The sequence below is a fragment of the Hymenobacter persicinus genome, assembly GCF_004167665.1.
Taxonomy (GTDB): domain Bacteria; phylum Bacteroidota; class Bacteroidia; order Cytophagales; family Hymenobacteraceae; genus Hymenobacter; species Hymenobacter persicinus.
On record NZ_SEWE01000027.1, the window covers coordinates 23,334 to 38,633 of the forward strand.

General features: G+C 63.1%; 10 protein-coding genes. 2 read left to right on the forward strand and 8 right to left on the reverse strand.

The window, feature by feature from the left end; genetic code table 11:
• Nucleotides 1–104 precede the first annotated feature (104 nt).
• From mnmG to EWM57_RS13265, 7 genes are all read right to left on the reverse strand, one after another.
• A complete protein-coding gene (mnmG, locus tag EWM57_RS13235) occupies nt 105–1,973 on the reverse strand; it encodes a tRNA uridine-5-carboxymethylaminomethyl(34) synthesis enzyme MnmG (protein ID WP_129921630.1) in 1,869 nt (622 codons plus the stop codon).
• Nucleotides 1,974–2,198: 225 nt separating this feature from the next.
• Complete coding sequence (locus EWM57_RS13240; protein WP_129921631.1) at nt 2,199–2,927, reverse strand: GNAT family N-acetyltransferase; 729 nt, start codon at nt 2,925–2,927, stop codon at nt 2,199–2,201.
• A gap of 132 nt (nt 2,928–3,059) precedes the next feature.
• On the reverse strand, nt 3,060–3,551 hold the full coding sequence (gene ybeY, locus EWM57_RS13245) for an rRNA maturation RNase YbeY (RefSeq protein ID WP_129921632.1): 492 nt from the start codon (nt 3,549–3,551) through the stop codon (nt 3,060–3,062).
• Nucleotides 3,548–4,000: an ATP-binding protein gene (locus EWM57_RS13250; RefSeq protein ID WP_129921633.1), complete on the reverse strand. Its 453-nt coding sequence runs from the start codon at nt 3,998–4,000 to the stop codon at nt 3,548–3,550. The genes ybeY and EWM57_RS13250 overlap by 4 nt, the downstream gene beginning before the upstream one ends.
• Before the next feature lie 41 nt (nt 4,001–4,041).
• Complete coding sequence (locus EWM57_RS13255) at nt 4,042–7,443, reverse strand: DUF4175 family protein (protein WP_129921634.1); 3,402 nt, start codon at nt 7,441–7,443, stop codon at nt 4,042–4,044.
• Between the two features lie 181 nt (nt 7,444–7,624).
• Nucleotides 7,625–8,854, reverse strand: coding sequence for a BamA/TamA family outer membrane protein (locus EWM57_RS13260; RefSeq protein ID WP_129921635.1), 1,230 nt, complete (start codon nt 8,852–8,854; stop codon nt 7,625–7,627).
• A gap of 282 nt (nt 8,855–9,136) precedes the next feature.
• Nucleotides 9,137–12,178: a M16 family metallopeptidase gene (locus tag EWM57_RS13265; protein WP_129921636.1), complete on the reverse strand. Its 3,042-nt coding sequence runs from the start codon at nt 12,176–12,178 to the stop codon at nt 9,137–9,139.
• A 273-nt stretch (nt 12,179–12,451) separates the two neighbouring features.
• On the opposite strand from EWM57_RS13265, the gene EWM57_RS13270 reads away from it, so the two are divergent.
• Nucleotides 12,452–14,167, forward strand: coding sequence for a M28 family metallopeptidase (locus tag EWM57_RS13270; protein WP_129921637.1), 1,716 nt, complete (start codon nt 12,452–12,454; stop codon nt 14,165–14,167).
• An 80-nt stretch (nt 14,168–14,247) separates the two neighbouring features.
• On the opposite strand, the gene EWM57_RS13275 is transcribed toward EWM57_RS13270, so the two are convergent.
• Nucleotides 14,248–14,718 carry a DUF6799 domain-containing protein gene (locus EWM57_RS13275; RefSeq protein ID WP_129921638.1) on the reverse strand — a complete coding sequence of 157 codons (471 nt, stop codon included), beginning with the start codon at nt 14,716–14,718 and terminating at the stop codon, nt 14,248–14,250.
• A 135-nt stretch (nt 14,719–14,853) separates the two neighbouring features.
• Here EWM57_RS13275 and EWM57_RS13280 point away from each other — a divergent pair, with 135 nt between their 5' ends.
• On the forward strand, nt 14,854–15,255 hold the full coding sequence (locus tag EWM57_RS13280) for a hypothetical protein (protein WP_129921639.1): 402 nt from the start codon (nt 14,854–14,856) through the stop codon (nt 15,253–15,255).
• The last annotated feature ends 45 nt before the right edge of the window (nt 15,256–15,300 follow it).

Here is a 15,300-nt window from a genome sequence, read left to right on the forward strand (position 1 = left end):
TGTGTTCAATTATGAATTCTGAATTATGAATTCTGGATTGGGAGGCTGCCCACGCGGGGTGGGTACCCGTTCAGAATGTATAATTCAGAATTCTCAATTCATAATTACCGCCCAAGGTACACCATCAGCACCGAAATGTCGGCCGGCGACACCCCGCTGATGCGGGCGGCCTGGCCGATGGTTTCGGGCTGCACCTTGAGCAGCTTTTCGCGGGCCTCGTGCGACAAAGCCGGCATCTGCTGGTAGTCGAGGCGGCCCTGGATGACGAAGTTTTCCAGCTCGGCCACCCGGGCCGCCTGCTGGTTTTCCTTCTCAATATACGACTCGTACTTGATGGCAATAACGGCCTGCTCGAGGCTGTCAGGCTGGTAGGGGGCCAGGGCCAGGGTCAGATTCGGCAGGGTGCGGGTCAGGTGCTCGAGCTCCAGGTTAGGCCGGCGCAGCAGGTTGATGGCCCGGGTCCGCTCGTGCAGGGTGGCCGAGCCCAGCTCTTCCAGCAAGGCGTTGATTTCACTGGGCTCGATGGCAAAGTTCTTCAGCAGCTCCACCACTTCCGTCGTTTCGCGCTGCTTCTGTTCCACCCGGAACAGCCGCTCGTCCGAAGCCAAACCCAGGGCGTGGCCCAGGGGCGTCAGGCGCAGGTCGGCGTTGTCCTGGCGCAGCAGAATGCGGTGCTCGGCGCGGCTGGTGAACATACGGTAGGGCTCGTCGGTACCCTTGTTCACGAGGTCGTCGATGAGCACGCCGATGTAGGCCTCGCTCCTTTTCAGAATGAAGGGTTCCCGGCCGTGTACCTTGTTGTGGGCGTTGATACCGGCCATCAGGCCCTGGCAGGCGGCTTCCTCGTAGCCCGTGGTGCCGTTGATCTGGCCGGCGAAGTAGAGGTTTTTCACCCGCTTGGTTTCCAGCGTCAGGCTGAGCTGGGTCGGCGGGAAGAAGTCGTACTCAATGGCGTAGCCGGGGCGGAACATCTTGGCGTTTTCGAAGCCGGCAATCTTGCGCAGGGCGCGGTACTGCACGTCTTCGGGCAATGACGAGCTAAAGCCGTTGATGTACATTTCCACCGTGCTGCTGCCCTCGGGCTCCACGAAAATCTGGTGGCGGTCCTTGTCGGCGAAGCGGTTGATTTTGTCTTCCACGCTCGGGCAGTACCGCGGCCCCAGGCCCTTGATGCGGCCCTGGAACATCGGCGACTTCTCGAAGCCTTCCTTTAGAATTTCGTGGACTTCCGCATTGGTGTAGGTGATGTAGCACGGGCGCTGCTTCACCAGCCGGGGCGTGTCGAGGTAGCTGAACTTGCTGGGCACCTCGTCGCCGCCCTGCTCCTCCATCTTGGAGTAGTCGAGGCTGCGGCCGTCGACGCGGGGCGGGGTGCCGGTTTTCATCCGGCCCGTTTCGAAGCCCAGTTCCAGAAGCTGCTCGGTGATGCCGGTGCTTTTCTTCTCGGCCGCGCGGCCGCCGCCGAAGTTTTTCTCGCCGATGTGAATCAGGCCGTTCAGGAACGTGCCGTTGGTGAGCACCACCGACTTGCCCCGAAACTCGATGCCGAGCTGGGTTTTGACGCCCACCACGGTGTCATTTTCCACCACGATGCCCGTGACGGATTCCTGCCAGAAGTCCACATTCAGGGTTTGCTCGAGCGTGGTGCGCCACTCCTCGGCAAAGCGCATGCGGTCCGACTGCGCCCGGGGGCTCCACATGGCGGGACCCTTCGAGCGGTTCAGCATCCGGAACTGAATCATGGTCTTGTCGGTGATGATACCCGACTGCCCGCCCAGCGCGTCGACTTCGCGCACAATCTGGCCCTTGGCCACCCCGCCCATGGCCGGGTTGCACGACATCTGGGCGATGGTGTTCATGTTCATCGTCACCAGCAGCACCTTCGAGCCCAGGTTGGCGGCGGCGGCGGCGGCTTCGCAGCCGGCGTGGCCGGCTCCTACTACAATGACATCGTATTCTTCTTGCTGAAACATAGCGGGGAGCAGTAGCGCGCCAAGCGGCGCGCGTGAGCAGGTAAGCAAATCAGGCGTTGGAGGCTAACAGGAAAGGCGAACCACAAAGTTCGCGCGGCCCCGGAAACCAAAAACGCCCGCCGGAAGCGGACGTTGCGCTGGAAAAGTAGGCAGGGAAAGCCGGCGCAACCCGCTCAAAACGTGCGCAAAGATACGCACTTAGCGGCTTTTATGCGCGCGTCCCGTTTAGCCCTCGTCTTTCTCGGCCCAGGGCTCTTGCTGCCAATCATCCAGCAGGTCAGCGGCTTGGCGGTTGACTTCCTCCCAGGAGAAGGGCCGCCACCGTCGCAGCAGGCTGTCGAACACTTCCGTGGCGGCGGGGCAGGCGAAGAGCTTGTAGTCGAACTTAGGGTAGTTGTGGACCACGTAGCCGGGGTAGTAGTACTCGTGTTGCTGGCTGCGGGCATGCTCGATTTTGAGCAGCATCAGCAGCTTGCCCAGGCTGTATTTGCGGTAGGCCGGGTCGTAGAAGTTCATGATACCGGCCAGGCTGCGGTGCCCGCTGTCGAAGATGCCGGCCGCAATCAGGCGGGTGCCGTCGCGCACTTCCAGCACGCTGGTGTCAAATACGTTGTGGGTGGCCCCGGCCAGCAGAAAAGCCTCCACCGTGGGCGGGGCATCGAAGGTAATGGACGCCCGGTAGGCCGCGTAGAGCGCCTCCAGCTCGGCCGTGAGCTCAAAAGGCCGGAGCGTGACCGTAAACCGCTCCCCTAGCCGCAGCAGCCGGCGCTGCTCGGGGCCGTAGTGCACGTTGGCCAGGGCCAGGCGCAGCCAGTGCACGGTATACACGCCGCCCTCAATGGGCAGAAACCGGCAGGTAAACAGGTCCTGGTGCATCCGGTAGTAGCCCTGGCTCAGGTAGAAGTCCAGGGCCCGGCCGGGAAGACTTAGCGGGGCAGATGGGGTAGCAGACATACGGCAATGGGGAAGATACTGCGCCAACCCCAAAGCCGGCCCCGGAAGTTTCGGCGGAGGGCTGAGAAACAAAAACGCCCGCGGGGCCGCGGGCGTTTAGGGTGGTTTTCGGCGGGGCTGAGGCCGGCAGAGTTAAAAGGTGCGCAGCGACAGGCAGTAGTCCTCCTTCTTGCGCATGGCCGTCTGGCTGAGCAGATCCTTATCGGCGTAGCCCAGCAGGTGGAGTACGCCGTGAATCATCACGCGGTGCAGCTCGTCGTGGAAAGCCAGGCCCAGCTGCTGGGCATTTTCCCGCACCCGCTCCACGCTGATAAAGATATCGCCTTCAATGATGTCGGCGTCGTCGGCGTTATCGAAGGTGATGACGTCGGTATAGGTGTCGTGGTCGAGGTACTCGACATTGACGCGGTGCAGATATTCGTCGGAGCAGAAGATGTAGGTGAGCTGCACGATTTCGTGCTCGTGCACGGCAGCAATGCGCTCAATCCAGGACGTGAGCGACTCAGCCTCGGCCAGCTCGAAATCCACATCTTCCACCAAAAACTCAATGCCGTGCGATTCGGACGACTGCTCGGGCAAGCCTTCGTTCATCTCATCCTCGGTTCCGGGAGGGTGTTGGTTCATGCCGCAGTTTCGGAAGAAACGGTATCGGAAGGCTCGTCGGCGGTGGTGGGCGCCAGGAAGAACGTGAGCTGCACATTGCGGCCGTCCTTGTTGAACTCCACTTCGTCGGCGAGGTGACGGATCAGGAAGATACCGCGGCCCCCGGGGTTTTCCAGGTTTTCGGGTGCGGTGGGGTCGAGCAGGTTGTCGTAGTCGAAGCCGTCGCCCTCGTCCTCTACTTCAAACTTCACCCGGTCCTTGTTCACGTACAGCGACAGGTAGACATTTTTGTCCTTGTCGAATTTGTTGCCGTGGCGGATGGCGTTATTCACGGCTTCCGTGACAGCAACCATGATGTTGCCATAGATATCATCTTCGATATGAAAGGTTTCTTTCGAGTTATCGATGAAACTTTCCACAACACGGATATTCTCAACAAGGGAAGGAACCTGAATTTTGACCTGTTTCATAGGTGGCTTAAAGGAGAGCGGGCGGTAAAATTAGCGGAACGCTATTTCATTTTCTGAAAATATTCACTCACCTCCCGCTGATAGTACGGCGTGAGGGCCGGTGGTACTGTACGCAACAGCTCCGTTTGCCGGTTTTTCTGCTGCTTATACTTGTCGAAAGCGGGCGGAAATACCGGCGGGCGGGTCTGGGCCGACTGCGCCTCACGTTTCTCGTCCTGGTCCCGCTCCCGGGCCGATTTCTCGACTTCCAGCAAACGGGTAAGGATTTGACGCTGACGCAGCACAGTCTGCTCCGTTAGCCGCTTGTTTACGAGGTCAGTTTCGGTTTGTTCCATTAATTTCTTCACGTCGCCGGTGCCGCCGGCCCCATCCTGACCCTTGCCATCCTTGCCGGCCTTGCCGCCTTTTTCCTGGAGTTTATCGAGCTCCTTGAGGGCTTCGCGCAGCATCTGCTGCTGGGCGGCGAGCTTGGCCAGGTCCTCGCTCAGGGCCCGGCCGGTCTTGCCGCTCTGCTGGAGCTGCTGAATCTGCTGGTTGAGTTGCTGCTGCATGCGGCCCATCTGTCCGTCGCCGGCCGAGCTGCCCTTTTTCTTCTTTTTACCGGGTTTGCCCCCGCCCTGCTGCTGGGCCTGCTGGGACTCGCGCTGCTCCTGCTGCATCTGCTGCAGGGCGTCGTTAAGCATCAGCGCCAGGTTGTTCATGCTGGTCATGGCCAACTGCTGGCTGCCGGTGGCCCGGGGCACGTTGCGCTGCCGGATCTGGTCCAGGGACTCGTCCATGCGGCCGTTCATCTCCCCCACTTCCCGGGTCACGAAGCTCTGAATCTGGGACACGCGCTTGGCCAGGGCATAGAGCGAGTCCTGAATCACGGCCGCGTCGTCGCGGAGCTTGCGCTGGTTCTGGCCCAGCTGCACGAAGCGCGGGTCGGTCTGGTCGACCTGCCGGAACTGCTTCATCAGCCCTTCCTGGTCGAAGCTGAGCTTGAGCAGGTTTTCGAGGATGTCGCGCAGGTCGTCGATGTTCTCCTGCTTCTGGTCATTCTCGTCGTCCTGCTGCTGCTGGCGCATCTTCTGAGCCATCTGCTTCATCTGCTGGGCGGCTTTTTGCTGGCTTTGGCTGGCTTTCTTGTTCTGGTTTTTGCTTAGCTGCTCCTCGCTGTCCTGCTGCTGCTCGTCGATCTGCTGCTGCTCCTGCTTCATCTCGTCGGCCCCGTTCTGGTTTTCCAGCTGCTGGTCCATTTTCTTCAGGTCGCTGAGGTCCTTCTTGATGTCCTCGAAGTCCTGCTTCTGCTCGGCCTGCTTCTGCTTGAGCTCCTCCTGCTTTTGCTGCTGCTGCTTTTTGTCGTCGCCCTTGGGCTGGTTGTCCTTATCGTTTTTCTCGGTCTGCTCGGCCAGCTTTTCCTGCTCCTGAGCCAGCTGCTCGAGCTTCTCGGTGGCCTGCTCCTGCTTCTGCTCGTACTGGAGCTGCTTGAACATCTCGAGGGCCCGCTCCAGCTCTTTTTGCAGGGTGTTTTCCTTGTTTTCGAGCTGCTTCATGAGCTTCTGCATCTCTACGTCGGGGGCCTTCTGCTCCTGCAGCAGCTTCTGGAGCTGCTCGTAGAGCTTCTTGGTTTCGGGGTCGAGCAACGAGTCCATCAGCTTCTGGAGCTCCTTGGCCTTTTCGGCCAGCTCCTGGCTTTTGGGGTCGAGCTGGTCCTGCTGCTGGTTGAGCTGCTCAAACAGCTTCTTCATGTCCGAAATCTGCTCGTCCATCTGCTTTTTCTGCTCGAGCATGTCCTGCAGCTGCTTGCGGTCCTGGAAGTTGAGCTCCCGCTTGGTTTTGAGCTTGTCGGAGGCCTTGGCCAGCTCCCGCTCCATCTTCTTGCTCTGCTCCTGGGACTTGCTCAGCTGGCTCTGCACCGAGGCCGACTGCGAGGCCAGCTGCTGGCGCAGCTCGGTCTTGGAGGGCAACCGGAACTCCGCCGCCCGGGTCCGCGCCGACTTGGGGCCGTGCACGCCGTCGTTGTCCCAGACCTGCACGAAGTATTCGAGCCGGTCACCGGGCTTCATGCCCAGCGGGGCCAGGTCCCACTGGTAGGTATAGCTCTGGCTGGGGCCGCTTTGCAGGGCCAGGGCGCGGGCCTTGTAATCGGTGTTCGGCCGGACTTTCGACGTGACGCGGTAGTGCAGCTGCAGGCGGGACAGGCCGTAGTCGTCGCGGACGGTGCCGCCCAAAGCCAGGTAGCGCAACGAGGTCGTGTCGGCGAAGCTCTCGACGGTGATTTCCGGCACCTGGTCGGGAATGGCCGTTATCTGGTACTGCATCGGGTCCCGGTTGAGGCTGGCCGCGTTTTGCAGGCGCACGGCGTACTGCTGGCTACGCAGGATGCGGCGCGTGACCTGGAACTGGTCGTCGGCCTCGGTGGCCGTCACGGTTTCGTCCGGGTTCTGGAATAGCAGCTGAAGCTGGTCGGTGGCCTCGGTGGCGAAGTCCCAGCGCACGGTGCTGCCCTCGGGCACGGTGAGGTTGCCGGAGTTGCGGATGGTTTCGGCGGGCTTGCCGATATAGGCGGGGTACGTAACGTGCACGGCGAAGTCGCGCAGGTTGGGCCGGGCCTGCACGGTCAGGTCGTAGTCGTCGGAGGTGAAGCCGGCGCCGCTGAGCTGAAACTCAACGTCGCGCTGAAGCTGCCGGAACTCGTAGCTGAACGAGTTGGCGCCGTCCTTGGTCAGGCGGCGCTGCCGGCCCCCGTACTCGATGCTGATTTCGTTGGGCAGCGCCTCGCCCTCGATGGCTACTTCAAGCTTGAAGTCCTCATTCTTGAAGGCTTTCAGGTCTTTGTTCTTGATAACGAACCGAAACGGGGCCGGCGGGGCGTAGGCCTGGCGGTAGTGCAGAATCCGGTCGGTGCCCTGCACAAACAGGCTCGGCCAGATCAGCAGCAGCAACACCATCACGCCCGCGGGCACGGCCAAATACTTCCACAGCGGCCGGCTCTGGGTGGTGATGTTGATGCCGCGGGCAAACTCGAGGCCGGTGAGCTGACCGGCGCGCTGCTCGAGGCTGGCGGCAATCAGGGCATTTTCGCGGGCCTGGCCCTGGAGCTGCAGGGCGTTGAGCAGCTTGTCCTGGACCTGGGGAAACAGCTCCCCCACGCGGGCGGCGGCCTGCTCATCGGAGAGCAGACGGCGCAGGTTGGTCAGGGCGGCCAGGGGCTGCCAGATCCAATGCACGAAGGCGTAAACCACCAGCCCCAGAAAGCCGAACAGCAGGCCGCCGCGCACCCAGGTGGGCAGGTAAAGAAAGTACTCGAGCAGGTTCAGCACCACGAACAGCGTGAGCAACAGCCCACCCGCCACCAGGGCGCCACGCACCAGCAGGTTCAGGTAAAACTTGCGCTTAAAGGCATCCAGCTGGGCCAGAACCTGCTCCAGGGCCGGCGCATTCGTAGTCGTTACAGGCACAGATTATTTCTCCGGTTCACCAAAATGGCCCATTGCAGGCCCGGGAAAGATACGCATTAAAGCCGCGAAGGCTGCATGCCCCTCCCCTACTGAAACGACAACGCAGCGGGGGTAAATTGTTCCGCACGGGCCGCACAGGAACGTACCCGGAGTGGTAGCGCCTCGCGGCCCCGGCCCTTTTTTAGAAGACTTCGCCCAGGTTGAAAGCCACCCCGCGGGAGCCGTCGGCGCCCAGGGCGTAGTCGATGGAGAGGTTGGTGCGCGAGACTTTATTCAGGTTCAGGCGCAGGCCGGCTCCGGCGGCGGGCACTACCCTATCAAACTGGGTGGCCAGGGTGCCGGAGAGCAGGTGCAGGTCTTCCGATACGGTCTGGGCGTTACCGAACACCACGCCGCCCAGCAGGTGGTTGCGGGTGATGCCGAAACGGTACTCCGCCTCGGCGTAGAGCAGGTTTTTACCCCGAAACCGGCCCTGGATGTAGCCCCGGCCCAGGTTGCTGTAAGTGTCCCAGCCGGTGCTGGGCAAATCCAGAAACGGCGGGTTGCCATGCAGGGTCAGGGTGTTATAGCTCCACAAAGCCAGCACATCCTGGGAGTGGGGCGAGAGGCGGAGGTAGCGGCGGGCATCGACGAGCAGGGTCTGGTAGTCGGAGTTGCTGCCCAGGTGGCGGGTGTTGGCCCGCAGCACGGTGTTGAGGTAGCTGCCACCCAGCGGGTTGATGGCGTTGCCGCGGCTGTCGTAGAGCACGCTCAGCGTGGGCCCCGAGGACGTGGAGCTTCCGGCCACGCCGTAGGGGTAGTGCGAAATGCGGGTCACCTCCCGGGTGGAGGCGCGGCTTTCAATGTCCCAGTGGTAGTCGAGCTGGTAGCCCAGGCCGGCGTAGAGGTTGCCCCCGATCTTGCGCAGCACGCTCTGGTAGATGCGCAGGTATTGGTAGTCCATCGTCACGGCCCGGTCGGTGCTGGTGTGCATGCCCAGGCCGTAGGTACTCTGAGGGTAGCGCATCAGGCGCCAGTCGCCAATCCAGTTGGTGCGGTTGTCCCGGCCCCAGACCGAGGGCGTAGCCGTGAAAATCAGCTGGCGGTTCTGGGTATAGCTCAGCGCCGCAATCAGCGTCGACATGTTGGCCGCGGGCCGGCGGAACGCCACGTTGCCCGACAGCTGCACCAGGCCCCGGGTTTGCAGAGTGTAGCCCACGGCCGGAATCACCCACACAAACTTGCCGCCCTGCTGCAGGGCCAGCGAGTCGTGGGCCGCCACGCGGGAGCGGGGAAACAGCGCCCGGTACACGTCCACCACGTCCTGAGCCGGGTGAGTCCCCAAGCCCACCAGCGGCCGGCTGGCCGTAGCTGACGGCGGTCCGGCCACGGTATCGGCCGGCGTCTGGGCCGCGGCGCTCAAGCCGGCCATACTCAGTCCTAACCCCAACAGCCCCCGCCACCCCCGCGAAATCAACAATCCAAACACCCTCGTATCCTAATAGTAGCGCGGCCAGCGCGGCCCCGTGCAATCCGAAAAATTTCCGGCCACCGGGAGTAAACCCGCGGCCTGGCGAAAAGTTGACCGAGCCGCCCACAAACCAGCGCCGGCCCCTGGGTACATAGACGACCAGCGGGGCCGGATACCTTACGGCGCAAAAAAGCCCGGCTCCAACTGCGGAACCGGGCTTTGCAAGCGGGGTAATACGGGGGGCTATTCGCCCTTCTCTTTGACCTTGGTGCTGTTGTCGTCCTTTTTGAGCTTGCGCTTGGCTTTGCGGCCTTCCGCGTCCTCGGTTTTCGACTTGGACTTCTTCACCTCACCGGCGGGAACGGCAGTCGGAGCCGTAGCGGGGACGGCCAGCGGCGCCGCCGGGGTCAGGCGGTTGCCGTTGAGGTCCATTTCCACGATTTCGTAGCCCAGGGTGCTGATGCTGGGGAATACCTTGGCCCGGTCGCCAACCACGACGATGTACATTTTATCAACGGGCAGCACTTTCTGGGCCGTGGTCTGCACGTCCTCTTTCTTGAGGGCGCGCAGGATGGCGCTCTGCTGCTGCACGTAGTCGGGCTGCAGGTCGTAATCGAGCAGGCGGGCCAGGAAGGCGGCTTTCTGGGGGCCGGTTTCGTACTTCAGCGCGTCGCTCTGCCCGATGGAGGTTTGCAGGGTTTTCAGCTCCTCGTCGGTGATGCCGCTGGTGCGGAAGTTTTTCAGCTCCTTCTCAAACTCGGTGAGCGAGGCCGTGGTGGCATCGGCACGCACGCCGGCCTGGGCGGTGAAGGGCCCGGTGTAACGGGTGCCGCGGAAGCCGGAATAGGCGCCGTAGGTGTAGCCCTTGTCCTCGCGCAGGTTGCGGTTGATGCGGCTGGTAAACTCGCCGCCGAGCAGGTAGTTGGTCAGGTAGGCGCGGTAGTAGTCGCCGGTGGCATCGTAGGGCAGGGCCAGATAGCCGATGCGGATTTCCGACTGGGCCGCCCCGTCCTTGTTGACGAAGTAGATGCGGGTTTTGTCGGGCTGGGGCGCGGGGTTGCCGGCGGGCAGGGTCACGTTCTTGCGCGTCCAGTTTTTGAGGAAGTCCAACTGGGGCACCAGCGTCTTCTGCTCCACGTCGCCGACTACCACCAAGTGGGAAAGGTTGGGCGCGTAGTTCTGCTCATAAAACCGCTTCACGTCGTCGAGCGTGAGGCTCTGCACCGTGGTAGCCGTCCCCGTCACGGGCACCGACATGATGTCGCCGGGGCCGTAGAGCAGGCTGTTGTAGGTGTTGTTGGCAATGACCACGGGCTGGGTGGCCTGGTTGGCAATGCCTTCCAGGGTTTGCTTTTTGAGGCGGGCAAAGTCAGCCGCGTCGAAGCGCGGGTGCATCAGCTTCTCTTCCAGCAGCGCCAGCGTGGCGGGCAGGTTCTTGGTCAGGCTGCGCACCTGCACCGTAGTGTTGTCGGCGCCGGGCACCACCTGCACGCTGCTGCCGAGCCGCTCGAGGGCGGCGGCAATCTGCTCACTGGTGTATTTCTGGGTGCCTTCGTTGAGCATGGCCGCCGTGAGGGCCGCAATGCCGGCCTTGCCGGGGTCGTTCTGCTCGAGGCGGTGGCCGCCGCGGATGGTGAGCAGCAGGTTCACCTCGGGTACTTCCGTGTTGCGGGTGCCCATCACGCGCAGGCCGTTGGCAAAGCCTTCCTGCCAGAGCACGGGCACGGTCACGACGGGGTTGGGGCCGGCGGCCGGAATCTGGTTGCGGTCAAATTTGTCCTGGCCTTTCACGTAGGTCAGGCCCTTGTACTCGTCGGCCGGGGCCTGGTAGCCGTCCTTGGAGATGGTGAAGTTGTCGGGCTTGCTGGGCTTGGCGTCGCCGGACTTGGGCAGCACGCTCAGGACCACGGCCTTTTTGCCCTTGATGTACTGATTGTACACCCGCAGCACGTCGGCCTTGGTCAGGGCGCGCAGGCGCTTCACCTGCACAGTCAGGTAGTTGGGGTTACCGGTGTAGGTCTGGTTTTCGGCCAGGGTGCTCACCTTGCCGCTCACGCTGGCCAGGCTGCTCACCAGCTGCGACTCCCGGCTGGCCTTGAAGCGCTGCAGGTCTTCGTCGGTCACGCCGCGGCGCTCAAACTCGGCCAGGCTCTGCCGCATACGGTATTCGAGGCTGTCGAGGCCCTTGCCGGGGAAGGCCAGGGCGTTGAGCGTAAACTCGCCGGCCAGTTCGGCCGTGGGGTGGCTGGCCCGGGCCTGCACCGCCCGCTGGGACTTGATCAGGTTTTTGTAAAGCAGGGAGTTTTTGCCCCCGCCGATGATGTCGGCCAGCGCGTCGAGGGCCGGCTCATCGGGATGGTTTTGCGGAACTGTCGGAAACACCATCTGCAGCATCGGGAAGCGCACGTTGTCGGTGTAGCTCACGTAGCGGTCCTGGGTGAGTTTGGGAGCGGGCAGCACGTTATTTTTCACCGCCGGCCCGCGCTTGATGGAGCCGAAGTATTTCTCGACCATAGTGACCACCTGGGCGGGCTGCACGTCGCCGCCCACCGTGAGCGTGGCGTTGTTGGGGCCGTACCAGCGCAGGAAGAAGTTTTTCAGATCCTGCACGTTGGAGCGGTCCAGGTCCTGGAGGTAGCCGATGGTCAGCCAGCTGTAGGGGTGGCCGTAGGGGTACAGGTTTTTGGCCGTGTACTCGCTTACCAGGCCGTAGGGGCGGTTGTCGTAGTTCTGGCCCCGCTCGTTTTTCACCGTGGCCCGCTGCACCTCGAAGCGGGGCTGGGTCACGGCGTCGAGCAGGTAGCCCATGCGGTCGGCTTCGAGCCAGAGGGCGCGCTCGAGCTGGTTATTCGGGATGGTTTCGTAGTAGTTGGTCCGGTCCCGGTTGGTGCTGCCGTTGTTGGTGCCGCCCGAGCCGATGACGAGCTTATCAAACGTGCCCTGGGGGGCGTGGTCGGAGCCCTCAAACATCATGTGCTCGAAGAAGTGGGCAAAGCCCGACTTGCCGATCTGCTCCCGGGCCGAGCCCACGTGGTAGGTCACGTCGACGTGGGTAAGCGGATCGGAGTGGTCCTCGGTCACGATGAGCGTCAGGCCGTTGGCCAGCACGTACTTCTCGTAGGGAATGACCAGCTCGCCGGGCTGGCGGGTTACTTTTTCCACCAGCCGGGTGCCGGCCGCCGTCACGGGGCCAGTGGTTTTGGCCGCGGATTTCTGCTGGGCCAGGGCCGGGCTTAGGGTCAGCGCCGTGCCCAGGGAGAGCAGCAAGAGGGAGTTTTTGAACATAGTGCGGAAATAGGGAAGAATTGCGACCGGAAAGGTAAGCGGGAAAGAGACACGGACCCGTCCCGGCGGCTGCGTCGCCCGAAGGCAAAAGCGGGCCGTGGCTGCTGAACGAGACCAAGCCCGGTTTTTGTGCCCCCAACCCCGGAAATCCAGCGAAAAAGAATGGCCCGGGCCGGCGGCCATTCTAGCATTGCCCTCGGCCGGCCGGCTTGCAATACGCCGCTTTTTCGGCACCTTGGCACCCTGTTCCCGCACTTTTTCCCTTCCTGCTTCATGCGCTTTTCTCCTTTTCCCCTGCTGGCCTCCGGGGCAGTACTGCTCACGCTGCTGGCCAGCTGCCAGAGCCGCTCCGCCGATTCCGCTACTGCCACTTCCCCCGCCGAAACGGCCCCCACCGATACCACCGTGGCGCCCTCACCCAACGACGGCATCACGGCCGCCGGCATCGGGGCCCACATCAAGGTGCTGGCCTCCGACGAGTTTCAGGGCCGCAAGCCCTTCACCGTGGGCGAGCAGAAAGCCACCGACTACCTGGCCGCCGAGTTCAAGAAACTGGGCCTCAAGCCCGGGCCCGACGGCAGCTACTTTCAGGCCGTGCCGCTGGTGGAAATCACCGGGATGCCCGCGCCCACCATGCAGGTCACGGGCGGCAAGACCCCGCTCACGCTGAATTATAAAACCGACTACATGGCCTTTACCGAGCAGGAAAAGGAGAAAGTAGCCGTCACCAACTCCCCGCTGGTGTTTGCCGGCTACGGCGTGGTGGCCCCCGAATACGGCTGGAACGACTACGCCGGCCTCGACGTGAAGGGCAAAACGGTGGTGGTGCTGGTGAATGACCCCGGCAACGCGGGCAACGACACGACCATGTTTAAAGGCCACGCCATGACCTACTACGGCCGCTGGATGTACAAATACGAGGAGGCCGCCCGCCAGGGCGCCACGGGCCTGCTCATCATCCACGACACCAAGCCGGCGGCCTACCCCTGGAGCGTGGTGCAAAGCAGCTACTCCGGGGCCAAGCTGCGCACCCAGACCGCCGACAAAGGCGCCAGCAAGTGCACTCTGGAAGGCTGGATAACCCTGGACGCGGCTAAAAAGCTGTTCCAGGCCGCCGGCCAGAGCTACGACGAGGCCTACGCCGCCGCCAACCAAAAAGGCTTCAAGGCCCGGCCCCTTGGCCTGAGCATCAGCACCAGCATCACCAACAAGCTGCGCCGCCAGACCTCCAAGAACGTGGTGGCGGTGCTGCCCGGCGCGACGCGGCCCAACGAGTACGTGCTGTATTCGGCCCACTGGGACCACCTGGGCATCGGGCCGGCCATCAACGGGGACTCGATTTACAACGGCGCGGCCGACAACGCCAGCGGCTGCGCGGCCTTGCTCAGCATTGCCAAAGCTTTCACCCAGGCCAAGGAAAAGCCCGGGCGCAGCATCGTGTTTCTGGCCGTGACGGGTGAAGAGCAGGGCCTGCTGGGCTCGAAGTACTACGCCACCCACCCGCTGTTTCCGGTCAACAAAACCGTGGCCGACCTCAACATGGACGACCTGCCCACCATGGGTCCCATGCGCGACCTGACCGTTATCGGCTACGGGCAGTCGGAGCTGGACGACTATGCCCGGGCGGCGGCCCAGGAGCAGGACCGCTACATCCTGCCCGACCAGAACGCCGACAAGGGCTACTTCTTCCGCTCCGACCACTTCAGCTTTGCCCACGTGGGCGTGCCCTCGCTCTACGCCAGCGGCCAGGCCGACAGCCGCCTGAAGGGCAAGGCCTACGCCAAGCAGCGGGCCGAGGAGTTTGAGGCCAAAAACTACCACCAGCCCTCCGACGAGTACAGCCCCACGGCCGACTACCGGGGCATGGAGCAGGATGCGCGCCTGCTGTTCCGCGTGGGCCAGCGCCTGGCCCAGGAAACGACCTTCCCACAGTGGAAACCCGGCTCCGAGTTCAAGGCCGTCCGGGAGAAAAGCATGGCAGCCAAGTAAGCCGCTCCCCTCCTGTTGCCGACAAAAAAGCCCCTGAAAGCGCATGTCAGGGGCTTTTTTTGGCGATAATAGTAGCGGTGTTAATCGTCGTCGTCATCGTCCTCTTCCTCATCGGGGAGGCGGCGGCCGTTTTTGTCGCGTTGCCGCTTCTGCTCGTAGTGGTAGCGTCGGTTGGTAGTAGACGTCCCGTTCGAGGATACCTTGCCCAGGGATTCGGCGGGCAGCTCCAGGCGCACGGGCAAGGGCAGGAAGGTGGTGCCGTCGGGGTTCTGGGCGCGGCGGGCAAACCAGGCGCCGGTTTTGGGGTCTACCCCGTCGCCGGGCCGCAGCTGGCCCTGGCGGCCGTTGGCCATAATTACGCGGCCGCTGGGCAGCACCCGGGCGCCGCTGGGCAGGCGCACTTCCCGCCCAACGGGCCGGGCCACGCCGTTTTGCAGCAGCACCAGCTGCCCATCGGTCCAGGCAAGGCCGTCGCGGGTGGGCTGGGCCCCCGACTGGGCGCGGGCCGCAAAAAAGAACAGGCTTAGCAGCCCACACAGCAGGTGTTTCATCAATCCATCATCCTTTCCCCGGCATACTTGCCACCCCGGGCGGGGCTGCCGGCTCCGTAAAGTAACGGGCTTTTTTGCGCCGGACCCTCCTGGCCCGCCGTTGGTCTTGTATCTTCGTCGTTGCTTTTCGCCCTTATGCCCCTGCCCAGCCTCGACCTTTCCTACCTGCGCCTCACCTACCGCCCCGACTTGCGGACGCTGTTTCTGCGCTGGACCCGGTCCGTTTCCTCGCCGGAGCACCGCGAGGGCTACCAGCAGGCCCTGACCATGGCCCAGCCCCTGGAGGCCGGCCGCTGGCTTATCGATCTGCGCACCCGCGGCCTGGCCAGCGCCGAAGACTTCGAGTGGGTACTGACCGATTTTCGGGCGCAATTAGCTCAGGCCCTGCCCCACGTCACGCGCCGGCTGGCTTACCTCGTTACGCCCTACCACCAGGCCACCATTCGGGAGCGGATGCAGAGCCCCGAGCTGGCGGATAATATCCGGGTGTTCATCGAAGAAGCGCCCGCCCAGCACTGGCTCGAAACGGGACTGTAGCTCAGAAACCGCGAAAAAGGCCGCTTTCCGACGAGGAAAGCGGCC

What these genes read in the sequence shown, in the direction of transcription:
- EWM57_RS13240 (WP_129921631.1), bottom strand. Translation starts at nt 2,927, where the DNA reads ATGTCTGCTACCCCATCTGCCCCGCTAAGTCTTCCCGGCCGGGCCCTG.
- EWM57_RS13280 (WP_129921639.1), top strand. Translation starts at nt 14,854, where the DNA reads ATGCCCCTGCCCAGCCTCGACCTTTCCTACCTGCGCCTCACCTACCGC.
- EWM57_RS13250 (WP_129921633.1), bottom strand. Translation starts at nt 4,000, where the DNA reads ATGAAACAGGTCAAAATTCAGGTTCCTTCCCTTGTTGAGAATATCCGT.
- ybeY (WP_129921632.1), bottom strand. Translation starts at nt 3,551, where the DNA reads ATGAACCAACACCCTCCCGGAACCGAGGATGAGATGAACGAAGGCTTG.
- mnmG (WP_129921630.1), bottom strand. Translation starts at nt 1,973, where the DNA reads ATGTTTCAGCAAGAAGAATACGATGTCATTGTAGTAGGAGCCGGCCAC.
- EWM57_RS13265 (WP_129921636.1), bottom strand. Translation starts at nt 12,178, where the DNA reads ATGTTCAAAAACTCCCTCTTGCTGCTCTCCCTGGGCACGGCGCTGACC.
- EWM57_RS13270 (WP_129921637.1), top strand. Translation starts at nt 12,452, where the DNA reads ATGCGCTTTTCTCCTTTTCCCCTGCTGGCCTCCGGGGCAGTACTGCTC.
- EWM57_RS13275 (WP_129921638.1), bottom strand. Translation starts at nt 14,718, where the DNA reads ATGAAACACCTGCTGTGTGGGCTGCTAAGCCTGTTCTTTTTTGCGGCC.
- EWM57_RS13260 (WP_129921635.1), bottom strand. Translation starts at nt 8,854, where the DNA reads ATGGCCGGCTTGAGCGCCGCGGCCCAGACGCCGGCCGATACCGTGGCC.